At 60.3% G+C, this 21,438-nt stretch carries 19 protein-coding genes; 6 read left to right on the top strand and 13 right to left on the bottom strand.

Going from position 1 to position 21,438, the window contains the following annotated elements:
* Positions 1-18 precede the first annotated feature (18 nt).
* The 3 genes from AC2FFD_RS01235 to AC2FFD_RS01225 are packed head-to-tail and all read right to left on the bottom strand — an operon-like array spanning position 19 to position 2,416.
* A complete protein-coding gene (locus AC2FFD_RS01235; protein WP_496871517.1) occupies positions 19-690 on the bottom strand; it encodes a CPBP family intramembrane glutamic endopeptidase in 672 nt (223 codons plus the stop codon).
* Entirely contained in the window at positions 687-1,334 is a 648-nt protein-coding gene (locus tag AC2FFD_RS01230; RefSeq protein WP_496871515.1) for an aminotransferase class IV family protein, read from the bottom strand. Before AC2FFD_RS01230 ends, AC2FFD_RS01235 begins: the two co-directional genes overlap by 4 nt.
* Positions 1,289-2,416 carry an aminodeoxychorismate synthase component I gene (locus AC2FFD_RS01225; protein ID WP_496871513.1) on the bottom strand — a complete coding sequence of 376 codons (1,128 nt, stop codon included), beginning with the start codon at positions 2,414-2,416 and terminating at the stop codon, positions 1,289-1,291. The genes AC2FFD_RS01230 and AC2FFD_RS01225 overlap by 46 nt, the downstream gene beginning before the upstream one ends.
* 190 nt (positions 2,417-2,606) lie before the next feature.
* On the opposite strand from AC2FFD_RS01225, the gene carB reads away from it, so the two are divergent.
* Positions 2,607-5,951 carry a carbamoyl-phosphate synthase large subunit gene (carB, locus tag AC2FFD_RS01220; RefSeq protein ID WP_496871511.1) on the top strand — a complete coding sequence of 1,115 codons (3,345 nt, stop codon included), beginning with the start codon at positions 2,607-2,609 and terminating at the stop codon, positions 5,949-5,951.
* 227 nt (positions 5,952-6,178) lie between these two features.
* On the opposite strand, the gene AC2FFD_RS01215 is transcribed toward carB, so the two are convergent.
* From AC2FFD_RS01215 to AC2FFD_RS01205, 3 genes are read right to left on the bottom strand one after another with little or no spacing between them, the layout of a single operon-like run.
* Positions 6,179-9,220 carry an efflux RND transporter permease subunit gene (locus tag AC2FFD_RS01215; protein WP_496871510.1) on the bottom strand — a complete coding sequence of 1,014 codons (3,042 nt, stop codon included), beginning with the start codon at positions 9,218-9,220 and terminating at the stop codon, positions 6,179-6,181.
* An 11-nt stretch (positions 9,221-9,231) separates the two neighbouring features.
* Positions 9,232-10,269, bottom strand: a complete 1,038-nt coding sequence (locus AC2FFD_RS01210; protein WP_257599267.1) for an efflux RND transporter periplasmic adaptor subunit — start codon at positions 10,267-10,269, stop codon at positions 9,232-9,234.
* A complete protein-coding gene (locus AC2FFD_RS01205) occupies positions 10,266-10,733 on the bottom strand; it encodes a MarR family winged helix-turn-helix transcriptional regulator (protein ID WP_170346078.1) in 468 nt (155 codons plus the stop codon). The genes AC2FFD_RS01210 and AC2FFD_RS01205 overlap by 4 nt, the downstream gene beginning before the upstream one ends.
* A 159-nt stretch (positions 10,734-10,892) precedes the next feature.
* On the opposite strand from AC2FFD_RS01205, the gene AC2FFD_RS01200 reads away from it, so the two are divergent.
* The gene (locus tag AC2FFD_RS01200; RefSeq protein WP_496871507.1) at positions 10,893-12,017 is read left to right on the top strand and encodes a beta-ketoacyl-ACP synthase III; all 1,125 of its coding nucleotides are present in this window, start codon (positions 10,893-10,895) and stop codon (positions 12,015-12,017) included.
* Between the two features lie 18 nt (positions 12,018-12,035).
* On the opposite strand, the gene AC2FFD_RS01195 is transcribed toward AC2FFD_RS01200, so the two are convergent.
* Both AC2FFD_RS01195 and AC2FFD_RS01190 read right to left on the bottom strand, forming a co-directional pair.
* Positions 12,036-13,838, bottom strand: coding sequence for a hypothetical protein (locus AC2FFD_RS01195; RefSeq protein WP_496871505.1), 1,803 nt, complete (start codon positions 13,836-13,838; stop codon positions 12,036-12,038).
* A 167-nt stretch (positions 13,839-14,005) separates the two neighbouring features.
* Entirely contained in the window at positions 14,006-14,467 is a 462-nt protein-coding gene (locus tag AC2FFD_RS01190) for a hypothetical protein (RefSeq protein WP_425078825.1), read from the bottom strand.
* 354 nt (positions 14,468-14,821) lie between these two features.
* Between AC2FFD_RS01190 and AC2FFD_RS01185 the strand changes: the two genes are divergently transcribed.
* Complete coding sequence (locus AC2FFD_RS01185; RefSeq protein WP_496871504.1) at positions 14,822-15,400, top strand: thymidine kinase; 579 nt, start codon at positions 14,822-14,824, stop codon at positions 15,398-15,400.
* On the opposite strand, the gene AC2FFD_RS01180 is transcribed toward AC2FFD_RS01185, so the two are convergent.
* The 5 genes from AC2FFD_RS01180 to AC2FFD_RS01160 all read right to left on the bottom strand — a co-directional run bounded on the left by AC2FFD_RS01180 (position 15,397) and on the right by AC2FFD_RS01160 (position 18,603).
* Positions 15,397-16,347, bottom strand: a complete 951-nt coding sequence (locus AC2FFD_RS01180) for a 2-hydroxyacid dehydrogenase (RefSeq protein ID WP_496871503.1) — start codon at positions 16,345-16,347, stop codon at positions 15,397-15,399. The two genes, AC2FFD_RS01185 and AC2FFD_RS01180, sit on opposite strands and share 4 nt — an antisense overlap.
* Positions 16,347-16,685, bottom strand: coding sequence for a tRNA-binding protein (locus tag AC2FFD_RS01175; RefSeq protein ID WP_117867910.1), 339 nt, complete (start codon positions 16,683-16,685; stop codon positions 16,347-16,349). The genes AC2FFD_RS01180 and AC2FFD_RS01175 overlap by 1 nt, the downstream gene beginning before the upstream one ends.
* Positions 16,678-17,493, bottom strand: coding sequence for a pyrroline-5-carboxylate reductase (proC, locus tag AC2FFD_RS01170; RefSeq protein WP_170346072.1), 816 nt, complete (start codon positions 17,491-17,493; stop codon positions 16,678-16,680). The genes AC2FFD_RS01175 and proC overlap by 8 nt, the downstream gene beginning before the upstream one ends.
* A 39-nt stretch (positions 17,494-17,532) precedes the next feature.
* Positions 17,533-18,033 carry a type III secretion system chaperone family protein gene (locus AC2FFD_RS01165; protein ID WP_117867906.1) on the bottom strand — a complete coding sequence of 167 codons (501 nt, stop codon included), beginning with the start codon at positions 18,031-18,033 and terminating at the stop codon, positions 17,533-17,535.
* Between the two features lie 321 nt (positions 18,034-18,354).
* Positions 18,355-18,603: an accessory factor UbiK family protein gene (locus tag AC2FFD_RS01160; protein WP_117867904.1), complete on the bottom strand. Its 249-nt coding sequence runs from the start codon at positions 18,601-18,603 to the stop codon at positions 18,355-18,357.
* A 97-nt stretch (positions 18,604-18,700) separates the two neighbouring features.
* On the opposite strand from AC2FFD_RS01160, the gene lgt reads away from it, so the two are divergent.
* The 3 genes from lgt to pgeF are packed head-to-tail and all read left to right on the top strand — an operon-like array spanning position 18,701 to position 21,407.
* Positions 18,701-19,588: a prolipoprotein diacylglyceryl transferase gene (gene lgt, locus AC2FFD_RS01155; protein ID WP_496871502.1), complete on the top strand. Its 888-nt coding sequence runs from the start codon at positions 18,701-18,703 to the stop codon at positions 19,586-19,588.
* A complete protein-coding gene (locus AC2FFD_RS01150; RefSeq protein WP_496871501.1) occupies positions 19,585-20,652 on the top strand; it encodes a class I SAM-dependent methyltransferase in 1,068 nt (355 codons plus the stop codon). The genes lgt and AC2FFD_RS01150 overlap by 4 nt, the downstream gene beginning before the upstream one ends.
* The gene (pgeF, locus tag AC2FFD_RS01145) at positions 20,649-21,407 is read left to right on the top strand and encodes a peptidoglycan editing factor PgeF (protein ID WP_170346069.1); all 759 of its coding nucleotides are present in this window, start codon (positions 20,649-20,651) and stop codon (positions 21,405-21,407) included. Before AC2FFD_RS01150 ends, pgeF begins: the two co-directional genes overlap by 4 nt.
* The last annotated feature ends 31 nt before the right edge of the window (positions 21,408-21,438 follow it).

Here is a 21,438-nt window from a genome sequence, read left to right as displayed (position 1 = left end):
TCAAGGCGGGTCGCCCTTTCAAAACGGCCTTTGCACATTGCCTGAGTAGAAATAGACACCCAGCCCCACCGCAAAGATGATATTGCCGGCAATCGCGTGCAGCAGTACCGCATAGAAGAATGACCCGCGCTGCCGGTAGGCCCAGGTGAACAGTAGCCCGCCGACAAATGTCATCAGGGCGACGATCCAGCTCCAGTACATCAGGTGTGCGAACGAGAATATGGCCGCGTTCAGCAGATAGGCCGCACGCCCATCCGGCAGGATCGCGTGATAGCGGCGAAAGAACAAAGGGCGGAACAGCAGTTCTTGTGGCAGCGCTGACAAAAGTGGGTAGCCGACCCAGATGAGCGCCAGCATTTCGGGGCGGTGCGTCAGCAGGAAGAACGCGGCTTCCGGGCGCGTGATCTGAATCAGCCCAACGCAAAAGGCAGAAACGATGGCAGAGAACAGAGCCAACTCGCGCAGGGTCCAGTTGGCCCAGCCGTAACGAAGCTCGGCCCATTGAAACCCGGGCGTCCGGTGCAGCAGCACGATACCAAGCCCGGTCAGTGCAAACAGGGCCGGAAACATCCAGTTCGGTGGAAAGAGAACAGCGATCAGCAACGGGAAGCCGATATAGAACATGCAAAATTCCAGCCGCAGCCGTCGCAATGCAACCGGTGGTCCGACCATCGTGCTGTTTTTTGTCACCCGTCTATCAGCTCCACTTCGATCAGTCCGCGCAGTGAATTTCCGATCCGCACAGTTTGCGCATTTTTCAGGTCGGTCAAGGTCAGCACGGCTTCGGCAACCGCTTTGTTTTCCAGCAGTTCTTCGCGCAGTATCCCCGGCAAGAGCCCACAGGACAAAGCGGGCGTCAGAACCCGACCATCAGGCATTTCCAGAAACAGGTTCGTGATGGTGCCTTCACAAAGCTCATCCAGTTCATTCAGAAACAACAGCTCGTCCACCCCCTTGGGCAGTGCGGCGCGCGAAGAGTCATAGAGCGCACGGCGCGTGGTCTTGTGACGCAACCAAAGGTCATTCGAAGCCAGACGCTGATCTGACAGAGCGACGCGCCAGATCCCGGGATTGTCCACCAGGTCGCCGGTTGTCAGATCGATCGAGCCCGACACATCCAGCGTAAGGCGGCAACGCAGAGGGGTGTCACACGCGGCGCTTTTCAGCCGGGCGGTCGCTTCATCGGGATTGAAAGGAATCTCGAACACCCGCGCAGTACGGGCCATTCTTGCAAGATGGCGGTCCAGCCTGACAAAGCCCTGATCCGGCCGGAAGGCCAGTGTCTCGATCAGGCTGAAATCAGGTTCAGCTGGCGGGCGAAGCGGGCTTTCCATAACGCCTCCTCATACTCTGACGGGGCGGTGCTGTCCCAAACGACACCGCCGCCTACGTTCAGAGTGGCCTGATCATCCTCAAGCATCAAGGTGCGGATGGCCACGTTGAACTCGGACCGGCCATCCGGCGCGGCCCAACCAATCGTCCCGCAATAGATGTCGCGCGCCCATGGCTCCAGTTCCGCCAGAATTTCCATTGCGCGGATCTTGGGGGCTCCGGTGATCGACCCGCAGGGAAACAGTGCTGTCAGTATCTCACCCAGCCCAACGCATTTGTGCAGCTGCGCCCGGACCAGCGAGACCATCTGATGAACGGTTGCATAGGTTTCCACCCGGAACAGCTCGGGCACATGAACAGATCCGGGCAGCGCGACACGGCTGATGTCGTTGCGCAGCAGGTCAACAATCATCAGGTTCTCGGCCCGGTTCTTTTCGTCCGCACTCAGAAAAGCCCGGCGGCGCGCGTCCTCATCCGGGTCTTCACTGCGCGGTTGCGTGCCCTTCATCGGTCGGGTTTCGATCTTTCCCGCCTCATCCGTTCGGAAAAACAATTCCGGCGAGCGACTGAGCAGATCGGGCAGCCCATCCTGCTGCACCAGTGCTCCGTGGCCCACTGGCTGCCCCGCCGCCAGCGCGGCATAGAGCGTTTCGCTGTTGCCCGAGACGGTCAGGTCAATCGGAAAGGTCAGGTTGGCCTGATAGATGTCACCGGCACCGATGGCGTCATGCACGGCCCTGAAGGCCTCGCCATACCGCGCTTCATCCCAGCGGGGCCGGAATGCGCCCACCTCACCCGCAGGCGACGGAAGGGCGACCCGATCCGGCGCATCGTAAACCCCAAAGCACAACAAAGGCAGGCGGCGGTCTTCCGGCAAAAGACCGTTGAGCCGGGGTTCAAGCGCATAGCCCAGTTCGTAGCTGGCATACCCTGCCAGCCAGGCACCGTCTGCGCGCGCCTCATCCAGCGCCGCCAGAGCCTGGGGCACGTCCTCCGCCACATCCGCGCGGATCACCTGAGACGGACGCTGAAACCGGGTTCCTCGCCCGGCCGGTCCCTGATCGAAACGAATACGCACTTGCATCCTCATTTGCCGTGAGGGGCCATATAGAGAATACTCTGCCAAGTGAAAGAGGGGAAAGCGGCAATTTCGCCCCTGTTTCCGATACCTCTTGCACCTTTTCGCGCGGTCCCTATAACGCAGGACAATTTGGGCGCTGGGGCGGTGCCCCGACTCGCTGAAATGCCTCGCGGACAATCGAAGGAACAAGGCCATGCCGAGAAGAACCGACATCCAGTCGATCATGATCATTGGGGCGGGCCCCATTGTTATCGGTCAGGCCTGCGAATTCGACTATTCCGGCGCCCAGGCTTGCAAGGCCCTGCGCGAGGAAGGTTACCGGGTTATTCTGGTGAACTCGAACCCGGCGACGATCATGACCGACCCCGGCCTGGCCGACGCCACCTATATCGAGCCGATCACACCCGAGGTTGTCGCCAAGATCATCGAAAAAGAACGCCCCGACGCCCTGTTGCCGACCATGGGCGGGCAGACCGGCCTGAACACCTCGCTGGCACTGGAAGAGATGGGCGTGCTGGAGAAATTCGGCGTCGAGATGATCGGCGCCAAGCGCGAGGCCATAGAAATGGCCGAGGACCGCAAGCTGTTCCGCGAGGCGATGGATCGGCTGGGGCTGGAAAACCCGAAAGCGACCATCGTAACCGCACCCAAGCGCGAGGACGGAACCACCGATCTGGATGCCGGTGTGCAGATGGCGCTTGATGAGCTGGAAGAAATCGGCCTGCCCGCCATCATCCGCCCCGCCTTTACGCTGGGCGGGACCGGCGGTGGTGTGGCCTATAACCGCGAGGATTACATCCATTTCTGCCGCTCGGGCATGGATGCCTCGCCGGTCAATCAGATCCTTGTCGATGAAAGCCTGCTGGGCTGGAAGGAATACGAGATGGAGGTGGTCCGCGACACCGCTGACAACGCCATCATCGTCTGTTCCATCGAAAACGTCGATCCGATGGGCGTGCACACAGGTGACTCGATCACCGTGGCCCCTGCCCTGACGCTGACCGACAAGGAATACCAGATCATGCGCAACGGATCGATTGCCGTTCTGCGCGAGATCGGCGTCGAAACCGGTGGTTCGAACGTGCAATGGGCGATCAACCCCGATGATGGCCGGATGGTCGTGATCGAGATGAACCCGCGCGTGTCCCGGTCTTCTGCATTGGCATCGAAAGCGACCGGTTTCCCGATTGCCAAGATCGCAGCCAAGCTGGCCGTTGGTTACACGCTGGACGAGCTGGACAACGATATCACCAAGGTCACGCCTGCATCCTTCGAGCCGACCATCGATTATGTCGTCACCAAGATTCCGAAATTCGCGTTCGAGAAATTCCCCGGTTCAGAACCCTACCTGACCACCGCGATGAAGTCGGTGGGCGAGGCGATGTCGATCGGCCGCACGATCCACGAATCGATGCAAAAGGCGCTGGCGTCGATGGAATCGGGCCTGACCGGCTTTGATGAGGTCGAAATCCCCGGCCTGAACGTGGGCCTGTGGGACGAAGCCGATGACAAGGCCGCCGTGATCAAGGCGATCAGCCAGCAGACACCGGACCGTCTGCGCACCATTGCGCAGGCGATGCGCCATGGCCTGACCGATGACGAGATATTCGGTGTCACCAAGTTCGACCCGTGGTTCCTGGCCCGCATCCGCGAGATCATCGAGGCCGAACGTCAGGTACGCAAAGACGGCCTGCCCGTCACCGAGGACGGTATCCGCAAGCTGAAAATGCTCGGCTTTACGGACGCGCGTCTGGGCAAGCTGACGGGCCGTGACGAAGACAACGTTCGCCGTGCGCGCCGCAATCTGGGCGTTTCAGCGGTGTTCAAACGCATCGACACCTGCGCGGCCGAGTTCGAGGCGCAGACGCCTTACATGTATTCAACCTACGAAGCGCCCATGATGGGCGAGGTCGAATGCGAGGCGCGCCCGAGCGACCGCAAAAAGGTCGTCATTCTTGGCGGCGGCCCAAACCGCATCGGTCAGGGCATCGAGTTCGACTATTGCTGCTGCCACGCCTGCTTCGCTCTGACCGAAGCGGGGTATGAAACCATCATGATCAACTGCAACCCCGAGACGGTTTCGACCGATTATGACACCTCGGATCGCTTGTATTTCGAACCGCTGACCTTTGAACACGTCATGGAAATCCTGACGAAGGAACAGGAAAACGGCACGCTTCACGGTGTGATCGTTCAGTTCGGTGGACAGACCCCGCTGAAACTGGCCAACGCGCTCGAGGCCGAGGGCATCCCGATCCTGGGCACCACGCCCGACGCGATCGACCTGGCCGAAGACCGCGAACGTTTTCAGGCGCTGGTCAACGAGCTGGGGCTGAAACAGCCCAAGAACGGCATCGCCTCGACCGACGCGCAGGCGTTGGAAATCGCCGAGGAAATCGGCTTCCCGCTGGTGATCCGCCCCTCCTACGTTCTGGGTGGCCGCGCGATGGAGATCGTGCGCGATATGGATCAGTTGCGACGCTACATCAACGAAGCCGTGGTGGTCTCGGGCGACAGCCCCGTTCTGCTGGACAGCTATCTGGCCGGCGCGGTCGAGCTGGACGTGGACGCGCTGTGCGATGGCACCGACGTGCATGTGGCCGGTATCATGCAGCATATCGAAGAGGCCGGCGTGCATTCGGGCGACTCGGCCTGTTCGCTGCCGCCCTATTCGCTGTCGAAAGAGATCATCGCGCAGATCAAGGATCAGACGTTCAAGCTGGCCAAGGCATTGAACGTTGTCGGCCTGATGAATGTCCAGTTCGCGATCAAGGATGACGAGATCTACCTGATCGAGGTGAACCCGCGCGCCTCGCGCACCGTGCCGTTCGTGGCAAAGGCCACCGACAGCGCGATTGCGTCCATCGCCGCGCGCGTCATGGCGGGCGAAAAGCTGGCAAGTTTTCCGCAGCGCCCGCCATACAAGACCGTGGACGACACCAAGATCGCCGATCAGATGACGCTGGCCGACCCTGATATGCCATGGTTCTCGGTGAAAGAGGCGGTTCTGCCCTTCGCCCGTTTCCCGGGCGTCGATACCATCCTGGGTCCGGAAATGCGCTCGACCGGCGAGGTCATGGGCTGGGACCGCGATTTCCCGCGCGCTTTCCTCAAGGCGCAGATGGGCGCGGGCATGGTCCTGCCGACCTCGGGCCGGGCCTTCATTTCGATCAAGGATGCCGACAAGGGCGCGGCGATGCTCGAGGCCGCACAGGTTCTGGTCGAACAAGGCTTCACGCTGGTCGCCACCCGCGGCACGCAAAGCTGGCTGGCGGAACAGGGTGTGCCCTGCGACGTGGTCAACAAGGTCTATGAGGGCCGCCCGGACGTGGTCGACATGCTGAAAGACGGTCAGGTGCAGCTTTTGATGAACACCACCGAAGGCGCGCAGGCGGTCGAGGACAGCAAGGCCATCCGGTCCATCGCGCTTTATGACAAGATCCCATACTACACCACCGCCGCTGCAAGCCACGCTGCCGCGATGGCGATCAAGGCGCAGGCCGAAGAGGATGTCGAGGTGAAGTCGCTACAGGGATAACCCGCCTGAGCCACAATTGGCTCATCAATGAACGAAAAGATGCGCGCCCGTTGACCTGAACTCAACGGGCGCGCATTTCGTTCAGGCATAAGGAGAATGAAACAATGCGCACATTTCTGGTTCTCGCAATCTTCACCGCACTGGCTGCCTGTGACGTTCCGTTTGTCCCATTGATCTGATCCAACCGGGTCCGTCCGATCAAGCCCGGACCCGGTCACAGACCGTTTTCAGACTGCCTGTGCCTCGCGTTTTTCATCGCCTGCAAAGAAGAGCAGGTAGAACACCGGCGCGGCGACCATGGTCAGAACGGTCGCAAAAGCCAGCCCGCCCATGATCGTCACCGCCATCGAGACGAAGAACGCGTCCGTCAGCAAAGGCGCCATACCCAGAATGGTCGTGATGGCCGCCAGCATAACAGGACGCAAACGTGAGACGGAGGCTTCGACGATGGACTCGCGCAGGGGTTTGCCCGTGGCGCGAACAAGGTCAATCTCTTCGACCAGAACAATACCGTTCTTGATCAGCATGCCCGACAGGCTGAGCAGACCCAGAAGGGCCGTAAAGGTGAAGGGCAAACCTGTTCCCAGCAGGCCGATGACCACGCCGTTGACCGACATCGGAACCAGCAGCCAGATGATGATCGGCTGACGGATCGCGTTGAACAGCAGAACCGAGATCAGCACCATGATCAGCAGGCTCAGCGGCAGTTGCTTGCCCAGACTTTCCTGCGCGTCGCGCGAGTTTTCGAACTCGCCACCCCACTCCATCTTGTAGCCCGGTGGCAGTTCGATTGCCTCGATGGCGTCCCGCACTTCGGCATGCACCTGTGCAGCCGTCAGATCGGGCGGGATGTCCGCGCCGACGGTGATGGTCAGAACACGGTCGCGACGGTGAACCAGCGTATTGAGGGATTTGTACTCGAATCCATCGACCATCTGTTCGATTGGTACAAATTTCCCGGACTGATCCGAGTACACCACCTGATCGACAATCGAGTAATCTCCATCAGCCGGTCGGCGCAGGATGATCGGAATCAAACGATCCCGTTCGCGGAACACGCCGCCGGTGATGCCGTCGGTCGAAAATTGCAGCGTGGCCGCAATATCCTCGCGCGTGACACCCGCGGTCTGCGCCCGTTCCGTGGCATAGATCGGTTGCACCGCCAGTTCCTGTTCGCGCCAGTCATGATGGACAAGCAGCGCGTTGGGTGACGCCGCCGACATGCGCTGCACGGCCTGGTCCGCAAGCTGGCGCAGAACAACCGGATCGCTGCCCGAGAACCGGGCCTGGATCGGATCGCCGCCGCCGGGGCCAAAGACCAGACGCTTGGTTCCGAACTCTCCTTCGGGGAACTGGACGGACCCGAACGCTTCCAGATCCGCCTGCAAGGCCGGGATATCCTCCAGGTTTTCCGTGCGGATGATCATGTGACCATAGCTCGGGTTCGGTTTTTCCGCCGAATAGGTCAGCATGAACCGGGTTGCCCCCTGACCGACGAAGGTCGTGACTGAAACCACGTCATCGCGTTGGGTCAGCCAATCTTCGAACACCGCCATATCCTGTGCCGTGCGGGCAATCGGCGTGCCCTGAGGCAGCTTGTAATGCACAAAGAACAAAGGCGTGTTCGAATTGGGGAAGAACTGCTGTTTCATCAGCCCGAACCCGGCATAACACGCTGCGGTTACGCCGATGAGACCCGCAACAACCAGCCACCGGAAGCGCAGCGCAAAGCGCAGGATCGCGCCATATGCGCGGAACAGGATGCCCCCGTAGGCGTCGATCTCACCTTCCTTGCCCTGCTTGAAGAAGTAATGCCCAAGCAAGGGCGTGACCGTGATGGCCAATATCCAGCTGAGCAGCAGCGAAATGCCGATCACCGCAAACAGAGAAAACAGAAACTCGCCCGTCGCATCCGGGCTGAGCCCGATCCCGGCAAAGGCCATGATGCCGATCACGGTGGCCCCAAGCAGGGGGATCTGGGTTTTTGAAGCCACATCTTCAGCCGCTTCGCGCGAAGGTTTTCCGCGCAGCATCGCGATCTGCATCCCTTCGGCCACCACGATGGCATTGTCCACAAGCATACCCATGGCAATGATCAGCGCACCCAGGGAAATCCGTTCCATCTCGATCGAGAACAGCGCCATGAACAGAAGCGTGCCGACCACGGTCAGCAACAGGGTCGAACCAACGACGATGGCCGCGCGCCACCCCATGAAGATACCCAGCACGGCGACCACGATGGCCACTGACATGGCCAGATTGACAAGGAAGTCGTTCGAGGCCTGCTCGACCACCACATGCTGCTGATAGATCGGCAGAATATCGACACCGAAGGGGATGTTCGCATCCAGCTCGGCGAACTTGGCGTCAGCCCGTTTGCCGACCTCGACGATGTTTTCCGTCGCCAGACCGGCGATGCCGAGGGTAAAGGCTTCGGTCCCGTTAAAGCGGATCATGATGTCCGGATCGTTCTGACGCGCGCGATAGACGTCGGACATGTCGAACAGGTTGATCACCTGCCCTTGCGAGCCGACAGACAGGCCCGCAATGGCCGAGACACTGTCCGAACCCTCGGCCGTCAGAATGGTGGTGCGGGTATCTTCAGACCGCAAAGACCCCGAGGAATTCACCGAATTCGCATTGGCTATGGCTTCGTTGATCGCTTGCAGCGGGACGTTCTGGTTCACCGATATCGCCAGGTCGGGTTCGACAAAAATCGCCTCGTCCGGCAGGCCCTGAACCTCGACATCGGCAACGCCGTCCACGGTCAGCAGTTCCCGACGCAAAAACGTTGCCAGTTCATGCTTTTCGGCGTCCGAGAACCCTTCGGCGGTCACCGCATAGAACAGGCCGAACACATCACCGAACCCGTCATTCACGTAAGGTTGGCTGACACCCGACGGAAGCCCCCGGGCGGCATCGCGCACCTTGGCCCGCAGGCGGGTCCAGATATCGGGCAGTTCGGTGCCGTCGTAGGTCGACTTGATCTCTACTTCGATCAAGGATTGTCCGGGTTGGTTGACCGAGGTGATGACATCCACCTCGCCCATCTGCTGGATCGCGGATTCAAGGGGCTCGGACACTTCCAGCGCCACCTGTTCCGCCGTGGCACCGGGATACTGCGTGGCGATGACCGCGTTCTTGATGGTGAAAGCCGGGTCTTCCAAGCGACCAAGCGACGTGAACCCCCAGATGCCCCCAAACAGAGCGATAAGGATGATCAGCCATGTGTAAAGCGGTCGATCAATCGAGGCGCGCGCGATGTTCATCTGTCAGCCCCTCAGTTCGCGAAGCCGGTGAACCGGCGCACGGGCTGACCGTCTGTCAGCACGGCGCCGCCAGCCACAACAACTTCGTCACCGTCGGACAAGCCCGTCAACACCCGAACATCGCCCGTCTGCGTGGGCTCAATCGTCACCGGAACGCGGCGGACCGTGCCTTCATCCGCACCAACCGGCGAGAACACCATGACGCTCAGCTCGCCTGATGCATCAGCAACAACGGCCGTCGCTGGCACAACGATGCCTGTGCGTTCATCCTGAACCTTTACGTTGACGGTGACGGACGAGCCGGGAAGAATTTGCAACCCCTCGGGCGGGGTCAGGCCGAACTGGATGCGGAAGGTCTGCCCGACGCTGGAGGTTTCAGCGTCGAATTCACGAATCTCCAACGGGAAGACTTCATCACTTACCGGGAACTTGGCAGTGATGGTGATGTCATCGTTCTGGCCCGAGCGTTGGAACAGGATCTCGGGAACGTCGACCTCGATGCGCAATTCGGACATGTCGTGAATGCGGACGATGGGCGTGCCTGCCGATACGGTGGTGAAAGCTTCGACCGCGCGGCTGGAAACCAGCGCGTCAAATGGTGCGGTCAGTGTTGCGTGTTCCAGTTCGTATTCCGCGTCGCGCAGAGCGATCGCGGCCAGTTGCGCTTCGGTCTCTGCGTCATCGACCGCCACCTGGCTGGCCGTGGTGCCACGCAAACGCGACAGGCGCGCGACGGTTCGGTCGGCCTGTTCCTTTTGCAGCTGCGCCCGCTCAAGCCGCAGTTCGAATGGCTCCTGATCCAGTCGCGCGATCAGGCCGCCTTTGGGGATGACAAACCCTTCGTTGACCGGCATCTCGACGATCTGACCGGCGACCTGAAAGGCAAGATCGACCGTCTGCCGTGCCGCAACACGGCCGAAAAACTGGCGGGTGAAGCCGGGCGCCGTTTCGCGCACCTGCATCAGCTTGACCGGTTTCGGAGTATCTTGAGCGGCAATCGGAGTTGCCAGAACGGCCAGTGCAAGGCCCAGAGAGCTCAGGAGTTTCATTTCTTCAGTCCCTCGGGAATTCCCGTTTTCAAAACGTTGTCACGGATTTTGCGCGCCAGTCGCGCGAATTCGGCTGTTTCTTCGTCGTTCAGGCCCGAGGCCCTGTGAAACAGATCCCCGGCCTCGGCCACCAGCATGTTGCGGGCTTCTTCACCCTGCTCGGTCAGCACCAGCAACCAGGCGCGGCGGTCTTCTGGGTCACGCTCGCGCGTCAGATAGCCTGCTTTTTCCAGCGAATCCGCGGTGGCGGTGATTGTGGACGGCACGCTCAGCATATCCGCAGCCAGGACCCCCATGCGTTTCGGCTGATCCAGCTTGATCAGCATGTGGCATTCAGGGTGGCTCAGGTCGGTCTCAATGCAGTCAAACGTCTCTTCCAGTTTCCAGTACAGGGCATACACCCCCATGATCGCCTGAATCTCGGGGCTGAGGCGGCCAAGTCTGGTACTGATATCGTCGGGCATGGGGGATCTCCGCGCGCGTTGGGGCGTCATATACTTCAGTTTCTGAACTATTCAAGATATGAAACTGCCGCGTTGCGCGCATTCCCTTAGGTCAACATACCTTGATCAAATCACACCGTGACTGCATTTTGGGCAAATCCGAAACATTCAGGGCTCGCCATGTATACCCCCGCCATCACCGGTACCGGTGTCTTCACGCCTCAGAACGTCATCACCAATGCCGAGCTTGTCGAGGCATTCAACGCTTATGCCGACAAGCAGAACGCCAAGAATGCCGAAGCCATCGCCGCCGGACAGATGGAGCCGATGCAGCATTCATCCGAGGAGTTCATCGTCAAGGCATCGGGGATCGAGAACCGTTACGTGATGGACAAGAGCGGCGTGCTGGACCCGGACGTGATGCATCCAATGCTGCGGCAGCGCAGCGATGATGAACCCGGCATCATGACCGAAATGGCGGTGGACGCCTGCAACAAGGCGCTGGCACAGGCGGGGCGCACGGCGGCAGATGTTGATCTGGTGATCTGCGCGGCCTCGAACCACGAGCGCGCCTATCCGGCGATTGCGATCGAAATTCAGCAGGAACTGGGGATCGACGGGTTCGGCTTTGACATGAACGTCGCCTGTTCGTCGGCCACGTTCGGCATTCAGGCTGCGGCGGATATGGTGCGGTCAGGATCGGTGCGGGCGGCGTTGGTGGTGAACCCCGAAATCTGCTCGGGCCATCTGGAGTGGCGCGACCGCGATTGTCATTTCATCTTTGGCGATGTTGCGACAGCGACGCTGATCGAACGGATCGAAGACGCCAAAGGCCCGCATTTCGAAATCCTGTCGACGCGCTGCGCCACGGCGTTTTCCAACAATATTCGCAACAACAACGGCTTTCTGCGCCGCTCGCGCCCTGACGGGCTGACCGACCGGCGTGACATGCAGTTCATGCAGAACGGTCGGAAAGTATTCAAAGAGGTACTGCCGATGGTCAGCAAACATATCAGCGACCACATGAATGCCGAAGGGGTCAGAAACTCTGATCTGAAACGCCTGTGGCTGCATCAGGCCAACAAGACGATGAATGACTTCATCGGCAAGAAGGTTCTGGGCCGCGAACCCGAACCGGGCGAGCAACCAAACATCCTTCAGGATTATGCCAACACGTCATCTGCGGGGTCGATCATCGCGTTTTCGAAGTATTCCGACGACTTGCAGGCAGGGGATCTTGGCCTGATCTGTTCCTTCGGCGCCGGGTATTCCGTTGGGTCGGTGATCGTGAAACGCCACGCCTGATGGCCGGTTCTGTCCGGCCTAGCGTGCCGCAGTCACTTTGAAGACCTGGAACGCCGCATCTTCCGTAGTTTGTACCCGCGTGAGGTAGCCAGGGATTTCACCTGCAACCAAGTGCGATTGTAAACCACGACCCTGTGAGGCCCAGGACCAGAATTCGGCACGCGGCGCGGACGTGCAGAGCATGACGTAATCCACGTCCAGCTCGGTCAGACGTGATCCGATCTGAGAGGCGTCCGAGCGGAACAGTTCGATCTGCGCCAGAATTCCAGCCTGATTCCGATGGTAATTGCCCGCCAGAACGGAATGGTCGGTATGGCGCAGAACGTTTGCGGCAAAGTCGAAATCAACAAGAACTCTTCCGGCTGGAAGATCACGCAGGGCCGCATAGGCTTGGGGCGTTTTGCAGGATGCGCCCGAGTTTTGCTGTGACTGTCGGGCCGGCATCGCGGATGCGGCAAGAGACGGCCCGGCAAAGCGCCCCAGTTGCTCATCGATGCTGGCCCCGGTTTTCGGCGAGATGCAGAGGATGAAAGCAACCATCGCAAGCCCTGACAACGCGCTGCGACTGCTCGCATAGCGGGTGTAAAGGACACGCAGGATCTGCGCCTGGACGGCCACCAGCGAAACACCCAGGAATGTCATCATTCTGGACTGATAGAGGAACACCACCAGGCCGGTCACGATCAGGGCCAGAAACAGGGCGTATTCCAGTTTGAACGGGGATCTGACTGCAAAAATCAGGGCGGCTGCCATGCACAGGATCGACATTGCGATCAGGGCCAGCGCTTCGCCCCGGTGCAGTTGCAGAATGACGTTGATCTTCTGGGCTTCCGCCACCTGGCTCAGCCAGTAGTCGCGCATGTCCTGAGGCAGGGCTTCGATCGGGTTGCTGAGACAATGCGGGGCGAAACCGTAAGCGCAGGCCAATGTCACCACTCCGACCGCAACACATGCGCCGATGCGGCCCCAAAGCGACCAGCCAGACCCGATCCAGGCCGCAATGCAAAGACCCACCGCGGCAACGCTCGCCGGCAACGCCACACTGAGTGTCAGGGCGTCACAGCTTGGAAACAGAAAGGCCTGGTGTCCGGTTGTTGCGAGGCTGGTCAGTACAAGCGTCAGGACCAACCCGACGCCAAACGCCATGGTCGGGCGACGGGCCGGGTCGCCGTTGACGATCCAGTCAATGGCAAAAAACACGGCGACGAGTGCGATCTGCAATATCGATTCGGTGCCTATCGATACCGAAAGCGCCAGGCAGGCACCCAACAACCATCCGGCATATGGTTTGTCCCTGCGCAATGCGAACAACATCAGGGCCGTGGCGAACAGAAGAATCTGAGCATTGTGGTGATCAAACGAAAAATAGTCGAACTTCCGCGAGTGTTCGAGCGCCAACACACCCACAACCAGCGCCGAAACAGCACCTTCCCGCGCGCCCAAAACGCTGCCCGTCACCGCAAAGGCCCACAAGGTCAGACCCGCCAACAGTGAGGGCCAGACGAAAGCCGTCACCTGAAGGGCCATATCGGGCGGCAAAACCAACCCGAATGTTCCGTAGAGCAAGGCAATCGGCGCGTCGATCAGTCGGGACCAATGCATCAACGTACCGCCCTCGGGGCCCAGCCGATACTGATGGCTGTCGAACCAGCCCTGCCCCTGCAACAGATCCTGCACGACCACCCAGCGCATTACGTCATCAGAGCCTTCCTGATGACCACTCAGGGCCATAAGAACCAGAAGGGCCGCATAGGCGCATACAAAAAATCGCAGAACCACACGGTCTGCGAAAAGACTGTATGTTCCCTGCGAATTCTGCATGGTCCTCTGCCCTTGACGCTCTTGCCCGCGACGGACCTTACAGGACAGACGTGACTGAATTGAGGCAAAAAACACAGTCAGCGTTTCTGCCTTCTCGCGCATGAAACCGGTTGGGCTGCACAGGCGGAATGTGGCCAGTCATGGGCGCAACGGCTCCCGGATCCCGGCTAGCTGACGCTTTCTTCTTCCAGATGCAGCTTCATCTCGATCAGAACCTGTTGCAGCAAGCTGGTTTCTTTCAGCAGCCGCTTGGCTTCGTTGACCGTGATGATTCCGTCTTCGATTGCAGCCTGATACTCGGTCATCAACATCGCAAACCGCTGGCTGAGCGCTATGACATCCGAATTGACGCCACCGGTGCGGGGTGTGGCTGTGTTGCGGTCGCTGTAGGACAACGTGATGTTTTTCAAATCCGCCAGGGCCGACGTCACATGCGGGTAAGTCGCCGCGTTTTCAAGGCGGGCCACCGCATCCACGGGCATGAACCTGTCTGCGTGTTCGGCATTGTCGGAATAATACCGGCCCAAAGTGGCCTTGGATTTCCCGGTAATCTCGCACGCGGCCTCGATTCCGACGTCCTTGACCAGCGCTTCTGTGTGTTTTTTCAGATAGGCCCCGATATCTGCCATTGTTTTACCTTTGTTACCTGCAAACGCCTGCCCGATGTCCAGACGGGGGAAAGCGTGGGGAAATTTCCCATAACCGAGTCTTAATTGAAATGTCATACATTGGCTATCCCTCAGATATGCGGGGGATTTTGTGAGTGAGTGGCGGCAGTTCAAGCCGGTAATGAGTGATTGCAGGGTGATATTGTTAAACCTTGCTGCGTTTTGGCCACATGTTGGCCGACGGCGTCGCTGTTGCAGATGTGGGGGTTCCATCCCCTAGAGCGTAGCTCGGCCTCTGCGAACGCAACGGCGACGTCGCTCCATCAAAACGATTGATATCTTGTTCCTTTTCCCCAAGCGTTTTAGACCCGCGTCATGGCAAAGCTGTACTTCAACTATTCAACCATGAACGCGGGGAAATCGACCGTGTTGCTGCAAGCCTCGCACAACTATCGCGAGCGCGGGATGCAGACCTACCTGATGACCGCAGCCATTGACGGAAGGGCGGGTGCCGGACGGATCGCATCGCGCATCGGCATCTCGGAGGAGGCCGATACCTTCACGCCCGGCGCCGACGTCTTTGCGATGATCCGAAATCGTCTGAACGAAGGTCCCGTAACCTGCGTGTTCATCGACGAGGCCCAGTTCCTGTCCGAAGCGCAGGTCTGGCAATTGGCGCGCGCCGTCGACGATCTGGACGTACCGGTGCTGGCCTACGGGCTGCGGGTGGATTTTCAGGGCAAGCTGTTTCCGGGATCAGCGGCGCTGCTGGCGCTGGCCGATGAGATGCGTGAAGTCCGCACCATTTGCAAATGCGGACGCAAGGCCACGATGGTGATACGTCAGGACGAAAACGGCAACGCCATCACCGAAGGTGCCCAGGTGCAGATCGGTGGCAACGAGACCTATGTTTCGCTTTGCCGCAAACACTGGCGCGAGGCGGTGGGCGACTAGACCGGGTTGGGCAACGCCTCGCCCGCCACAAAGGCCGCCACGTTATCCAGGGCCATGTGTCCCATGCTGCTGCGCACCTCTTCGGTGGCCGTGCCCAGATGGGGCAGCAGGGTGACGTTTTCCATTTCACAAAGGGCTCGGGGTACTTCGGGTTCGAACTCGTAGACATCCAGCCCGGCCCCGGCAATCTGACCCGATTGCAGCGCCGCGATCAGGGCCGCTTCGTCCACGACCTCGCCCCGCGCGACATTGACCAGAATGGCCGAAGGTTTCATCGTCTCAAGAACCTGCGCATCGATCAGGTGTCGGGTTTCTGCACCGCCGGGAACGGCGAGCACAAGGAAATCGACCAACGCGGCGAGTGTTTCAAGGTCAGGTGTGAACTCGGCCGGAAAGTCCAGTTGCTTGGCGCTTCGGGATTGATAGGCCACCTGCATTTCGAAACCGAAATGGCACCGGCGCGCGACGGCCTGCCCGATACGGCCCATCCCGACGATACCGACGCGTTTGCCCGTGACATGATGGCCCAGCATCTGCGTGGGATGCCAACCCTGCCATTGGCCTGCGCGGACCAGCCGTTCGCCTTCGCCCGCACGCCGGGCCGTGCTCAACAGCAGGGTCATGGCGATATCCGCCGTGGCGTCGGTGACTGCGCCGGGCGTGTTGGTCACTTCGACGCCTGCTGCGCGCGCGGCCTCGACATCGATGTGGTTGTAGCCGACGCCGAAATTGGCCAGGAGCTTGCACCGAGGCGCGCCTGCATCCGTAAAAATCCGAGCCGAAAACTGATCGCCCAGCGTGGGCACGACCACGTCGAAATCCGTCAGAGCCGACAGCATTTCCTGTCGCGACATGGGCGCCGTATCTTTGCGAATCTCTACGTCGAACGCGGCGCGGGCGCGGGCCTCGACTGCCGGCGTCATCGGGCGCGTGATCAGCAATTTCATCAGTGCATCCGCCCGCCTGTCGGAACTCGGCCGTCGGGGCCGATCAGAACAATCTCGCCGTTTTCATCGGGCAGACCCAGCACCAGAACCTCGGACATGAACCTGCCGATCTGGCGAGGGGGGAAATTGACCACGGCCATGACCTGTTTGCCCACCAGAGTCGATGGATCATAATGCGCGGTGATCTGGGCCGACGTCTTGCGTTCACCGATCTCATCACCGAAATCGATCCACATCTTGATCGCGGGTTTGCGGGCTTCGGGATAAGGTTCGGCGCGGATCACCTCACCCACGCGGATATCGACCTTGAGAAAGTCGTCGAAAGAAATCTCACTCACGTGACAGCTCCTTGGATCGGTCGGTTGCGGCCTTGACGGCACGGTGCAGCAAGTCAGGGAAGCCGCGTTCTTCATGCATCAGCACCTCAAGCGCGGCCTGGGTCGTGCCGTTCGGCGAGGTTACGTTGATCCGCAGTTGTGACGGATCCTCGTCTGCGGCCTTGGCCAGCGCTCCGGCCCCGGCCACCGTGGATTTGGCCAGTTTCATCGCAAGGTCATGCGGTAGACCCTGCGCCTCGCCGGCTTTGGCAAGCGTTTCAATCAGATGGAACACATAGGCAGGACCGGATCCGCTGAGGCCGGTGACCGCATCCATCTGCGCCTCATCCGTCAACAGAACCGTTTCGCCAATGGCCGAGAGCAGGTTTTCCGCAAGCGTCAGATCATCAGGGGATGCGTTTGAATTCCCGATCAGCGCGGTGATGCCCTGACGGATGGCGGCGGGGGTGTTGGGCATGGCACGAATGATCGGCGTATCGCTGCCCAGAACAGATTCGAAGGTGGCAATCGAGGTGCCCGCCGCGACCGAAACAAACAGCGTGCTGCCACCGCCCAGCGCCTGAATGGCGGGCAAGGCCTCGCCCATCATCTGCGGCTTGACCGCGACCAACACCACGGCGGGGGCTTCGGGCAAGGGTGTGTTGATGTTGACGCCCTGCGCTTTCAACCAGTCGGATGGGTGTGGATCGATCACCCAAACGGACGCTGGCGGGAGGCCGTGTTCCAGCCATCCCGCCAGCATTGCGGACCCCATCTTTCCGCACCCCAGAAGCACAAGCCCCTGTTCGGCCACACGCGTCATGTCCATTTGCCCCTCCCGCGTTACATATCGGTTCGGGGCAAAGCTTTACGCCCGGCCGTAGGCCTCTGCAATGGCCACTTGCATGGCTTCTTCTGGTCCTCGATTGCCCCAGGTGACCAGTTGGATCGCCGGATAGTACCGCTCTGCGCTCATGACGGCGGCGGTGATCATCGTGTCGATCTGTTCGGCGCTGGCTGTCTGCCCGCCTGCAAGGACCAGCCCATACCGGTACACCATCAGCTTCTGGTTCGCCCAATAGGTAAAGGCACCTGCCCAGCACTGATCATTCATCTTGTTGAGCAGCTCATAGAGCTGCATTTCCCGCTCGGCCGGCGGTTCCATTTCGAACGAGCACACCATCCGCAGCGTTTCGTCATAGTTGGACCAGGCGAGTGTGATCGAATACGTCCGCCACTGGCCTTCGACGGCCATGGCGATCTGATCGTCCCCAATGCGGTCAAAATCCCAGTCGTGATGTTCGGCCAGATGTTCAACAATGTCGATCGGATGAATGTCTTCTTCGAGATACTGCTCGGAAAGGGCCATAATGCCACCTCACTAATCTCTAGCATTTCGGGGCTGGCAGCGCCCCAGCGCTAGTTGCCTGCTCTACAAACCGGGCTTCCCCCATAGGCCTGTACTAAATATGGTGCGATGTGGCGTTGGTTCTGGCAACCCTATTTGTTGGGGATAACAGCAATAAGTTGTGGACAGAAGGCAACGGGGATCAAAATATTGGATGTCGGGTCAGCTTTGTCTTGATTTAATCCCGCGATGCTTCAGAATGCACGGCACTGCACAATCCCGGCTGGATTGCGCGGCGACAGAGTTTGTCCAAAATTGTGAAAACAGGGAACGCCCGGGGCGTCACTTGTCCTGTTTTGCCTCAAGCGCGGCAATGCGGGCTTCGAGTGCGGCGTTTTCTTCGCGCGCTTTCTGGGCCATGGCGCGGACGGCATCGAATTCTTCGCGGGTGACGAAATCGCGGTCGGCAAGCCAGCGGTCGATCATCGACTTCATCGCGTTTTCGGCCTCTTCCCGCGCGCCCTGCGCGACACCCATGGCGTTTGTCATCAGTTGGGACACGTCGTCCAGGATCTTGTTGCGGGTTTGCATATCTTTACTCCGGTATCGCGGTTGAACTCTATATGGGGAAAGATTGCCGCAGGCTCAAGGTTGACTTGCCCCGCAAACCCCGGGCAATGAGACGCACATGCAGGCTGTTCTGAATTTCCCCGATCTGTCGCCCGAACTGTTCTCGATCTCGCTGTTCGGGATGGAGTTCGCGTTGAGGTGGTATGCGCTGGCCTATATCGCGGGCATCCTGATTGCGTGGCGGCTGGCGGTCGTGGCGTTGCGCCGCCCTGCCCTGTGGCCAGCCGACGGTCCGCCGATGAAACCGGACCAACTGGAAGATCTGGTCACCTGGATCATTCTGGGCGTGATCCTGGGCGGGCGGCTGGGTTTCGTGCTGTTTTACCAACCCGGCTATTACCTGTCGCACCCGTTTGAGATCTTGAAGGTCTGGCAAGGCGGCATGGCGTTTCATGGGGGGCTGCTGGGCGTGATCCTGGCCTCGTACCTGTTTGCCCGGCGCCATCGGATCCCGGCCCTGTCACTGGGCGATCTGGTTGCTTACACCGTGCCACCCGGCCTGCTGCTGGGACGGCTGGCCAATTTCGTCAATGCCGAGCTGTGGGGCCGCCCGAGCGAGCTGCCATGGGCCGTCATCTTTCCCGGTTTTGCCGCACAGGACTGCCCCGGCGTGGTTGCGGGAATGTGCGCCCGACATCCCTCGCAGTTGTACGAAGCGGCGCTGGAAGGTGTGTTGCTGGGCGCGCTGTTGCTGTGGCTGGTCTATCGACGCGGCGCGTTTCACAAACCGGGCTTTGTCATGGGCACGTTTCTGGCGGGTTACGGCGCATCGCGCTTTATTGTTGAATTCTTCCGCCAGCCCGATGCGCAGTTCGTGTCGCCCGGCAATCCGCTGGGGCTTGCATGGCATGTGGGCGGATATGGTCTGACCATGGGGCAGATCCTGTCGCTGCCCATGATCGCGCTTGGCCTGTGGTTTGTCCTGCGCGCAGGGCGGGCAAAATGAGCCTGACCGATCACCTGATCGCCCGCATCCGACAGGATGGACCGATGAGCGTGGCCGACTACATGGCCGAATGTCTTCTGCATCCCACGCTGGGCTATTACACGACGCGTGATCCGCTGGGGGCTGCCGGGGATTTCACCACGGCACCGGAAATCAGCCAGATGTTTGGAGAACTGATCGGGCTGTGCCTAGCGCAATGCTGGGTGGATCAGGGCCGTCCCGCGCCATTCACCCTGTGCGAATTGGGGCCCGGGCGCGGCACTCTGATGAGTGATATATTGCGTGCCACCCGAACCGTGCAGGGATTGCACGATGCTGCCCGGATTGTGCTGGTCGAGGCCTCGCCTGCCCTGAAGCAGGTGCAGGCGGGCACCCTGAAGGATTACACACCGAACTGGGCCGACAGCGTCGCAGAGTTGCCGGACCAGCCACTGCTGCTGGTGGCGAACGAGTTCTTCGACGCACTGCCCGTCCGGCAGTTCCTGCGCGACGGTGACGGCTGGAGCGAACGCCTGGTCGGCGAACGCGACGGCGAATTGCTGTTTGGGCGGGGCCCCAACGGGCCGCAAGTGGCGCTGACTGACAGGCTTTCGGACACCAGGGATGGTGATCTGGTCGAGCTGTGCGCGGCAGCGATCCCCATTCTGACCGTGATTGCCGGTCGGATCGCCAGCCATGGAGGCGCCGCGCTGATCATCGATTATGGCGACTGGCATTCCTTGGGCGATACGCTGCAAGCCCTGCAAAACCATGAGCCCGCCGATCCGCTGGCGTCACCCGGCCAGGCCGACCTGACGGCACATGTGGATTTTGAGCCTCTGGCCGTTGCGACCCGCGCCTGTGGAGCCAGGCATACGCGCCTGACTCCGCAGGGCGTGTTTCTGGAACGGCTTGGCATAACCGCCCGGGCACAGGCATTGTCCCGGACGCTGAGCGGTTCCGAGCTGGACGCCCTGATTGCAGCGCATCGCCGGTTGACGCACCCGGACGAAATGGGAAATCTGTTCAAGGTGATGGGCCTGTATCCGGCCTATGCTGCGCCACCGCCGGGATTGGAGCCATGACACTGGAAATTCTGACTTCGGACTTGCTTTCCCCATTTCGTCACGGGTTCTTCACCCGTCGCGGCGGGGCTTCTTCCGGTATCTTCGACGGGTTGAATTGCGGTTATGGATCGTCAGATCAAACCGAAATTGTCGCGCTGAACCGCCGGCGGGTTGCCGACGCGATGGGTGTTGCGCCCGAGGCGATGATCGGCGTGCATCAAGTTCATTCCCCAACAGTTCTGACGGTTGAACAGCCCCTGGAAGGTGAAAAACCGCGCGCGGACGCGGTCGTCACGGCGACACCCGGTCTGGCGCTGACGATTCTGACGGCAGATTGCCAACCGGTTCTGTTTGCCGATCCCGCGGCCAATGTGATCGGAGCCGCCCATGCGGGCTGGCGCGGCGCGCTTGACGGCGTACTGGAGGCGACTCTGGACGCCATGGAAGCACTTGGCGCGACGCGCCGGAATATCAACGCCGTCATCGGCCCCAGCATTTCCCAACGCGCGTATGAGGTAGGCCCCGAGTTTCTGGACGCATTTATCGCCGATTCTCCGGAGAACAGCCGGTTCTTTGCAAACGGTCAGGATGACCGGTTGCAATTCGACCTGCCCGCCTTTGGTTTGCACCGATTGCGGCAGGCCGGTGTCGGGCAGGCGGAATGGACCCGGCACTGCACATATTCCGACCCGGACCGGTTCTATTCCTACCGCCGCACAACACACGCAAACGAGGCCGATTACGGGCGACTGATCTCGGTCATAAGATTGTGATTTTGGCCCAGATTTAGGCACGTCGCCACTT

The organism is Ruegeria sp. YTSC002 (assembly GCF_059609845.1).
The sequence above is the reverse complement of the archived record's forward strand: the minus strand, read 5'-3'. Positions and strand labels throughout refer to the sequence as shown.

Bases quoted from the DNA above. Each gene is read 5' to 3' on its own strand.
- AC2FFD_RS01225 (WP_496871513.1), bottom strand. From the start codon at position 2,416: ATGCAAGTGCGTATTCGTTTCGATCAGGGACCGGCCGGGCGAGGAACC.
- AC2FFD_RS01190 (WP_425078825.1), bottom strand. From the start codon at position 14,467: ATGGCAGATATCGGGGCCTATCTGAAAAAACACACAGAAGCGCTGGTC.
- AC2FFD_RS01230 (WP_496871515.1), bottom strand. From the start codon at position 1,334: ATGGAAAGCCCGCTTCGCCCGCCAGCTGAACCTGATTTCAGCCTGATC.
- AC2FFD_RS01165 (WP_117867906.1), bottom strand. From the start codon at position 18,033: ATGGCCCTTTCCGAGCAGTATCTCGAAGAAGACATTCATCCGATCGAC.
- pgeF (WP_170346069.1), top strand. From the start codon at position 20,649: ATGACACTGGAAATTCTGACTTCGGACTTGCTTTCCCCATTTCGTCAC.
- AC2FFD_RS01210 (WP_257599267.1), bottom strand. From the start codon at position 10,269: ATGAAACTCCTGAGCTCTCTGGGCCTTGCACTGGCCGTTCTGGCAACT.
- AC2FFD_RS01195 (WP_496871505.1), bottom strand. From the start codon at position 13,838: ATGCAGAATTCGCAGGGAACATACAGTCTTTTCGCAGACCGTGTGGTT.
- AC2FFD_RS01180 (WP_496871503.1), bottom strand. From the start codon at position 16,347: ATGAAATTGCTGATCACGCGCCCGATGACGCCGGCAGTCGAGGCCCGC.
- AC2FFD_RS01160 (WP_117867904.1), bottom strand. From the start codon at position 18,603: ATGCAAACCCGCAACAAGATCCTGGACGACGTGTCCCAACTGATGACA.
- proC (WP_170346072.1), bottom strand. From the start codon at position 17,493: ATGGACATGACGCGTGTGGCCGAACAGGGGCTTGTGCTTCTGGGGTGC.
- AC2FFD_RS01185 (WP_496871504.1), top strand. From the start codon at position 14,822: ATGGCAAAGCTGTACTTCAACTATTCAACCATGAACGCGGGGAAATCG.
- AC2FFD_RS01150 (WP_496871501.1), top strand. From the start codon at position 19,585: ATGAGCCTGACCGATCACCTGATCGCCCGCATCCGACAGGATGGACCG.
- AC2FFD_RS01200 (WP_496871507.1), top strand. From the start codon at position 10,893: ATGTATACCCCCGCCATCACCGGTACCGGTGTCTTCACGCCTCAGAAC.
- carB (WP_496871511.1), top strand. From the start codon at position 2,607: ATGCCGAGAAGAACCGACATCCAGTCGATCATGATCATTGGGGCGGGC.
- lgt (WP_496871502.1), top strand. From the start codon at position 18,701: ATGCAGGCTGTTCTGAATTTCCCCGATCTGTCGCCCGAACTGTTCTCG.
- AC2FFD_RS01205 (WP_170346078.1), bottom strand. From the start codon at position 10,733: ATGCCCGACGATATCAGTACCAGACTTGGCCGCCTCAGCCCCGAGATT.
- AC2FFD_RS01215 (WP_496871510.1), bottom strand. From the start codon at position 9,220: ATGAACATCGCGCGCGCCTCGATTGATCGACCGCTTTACACATGGCTG.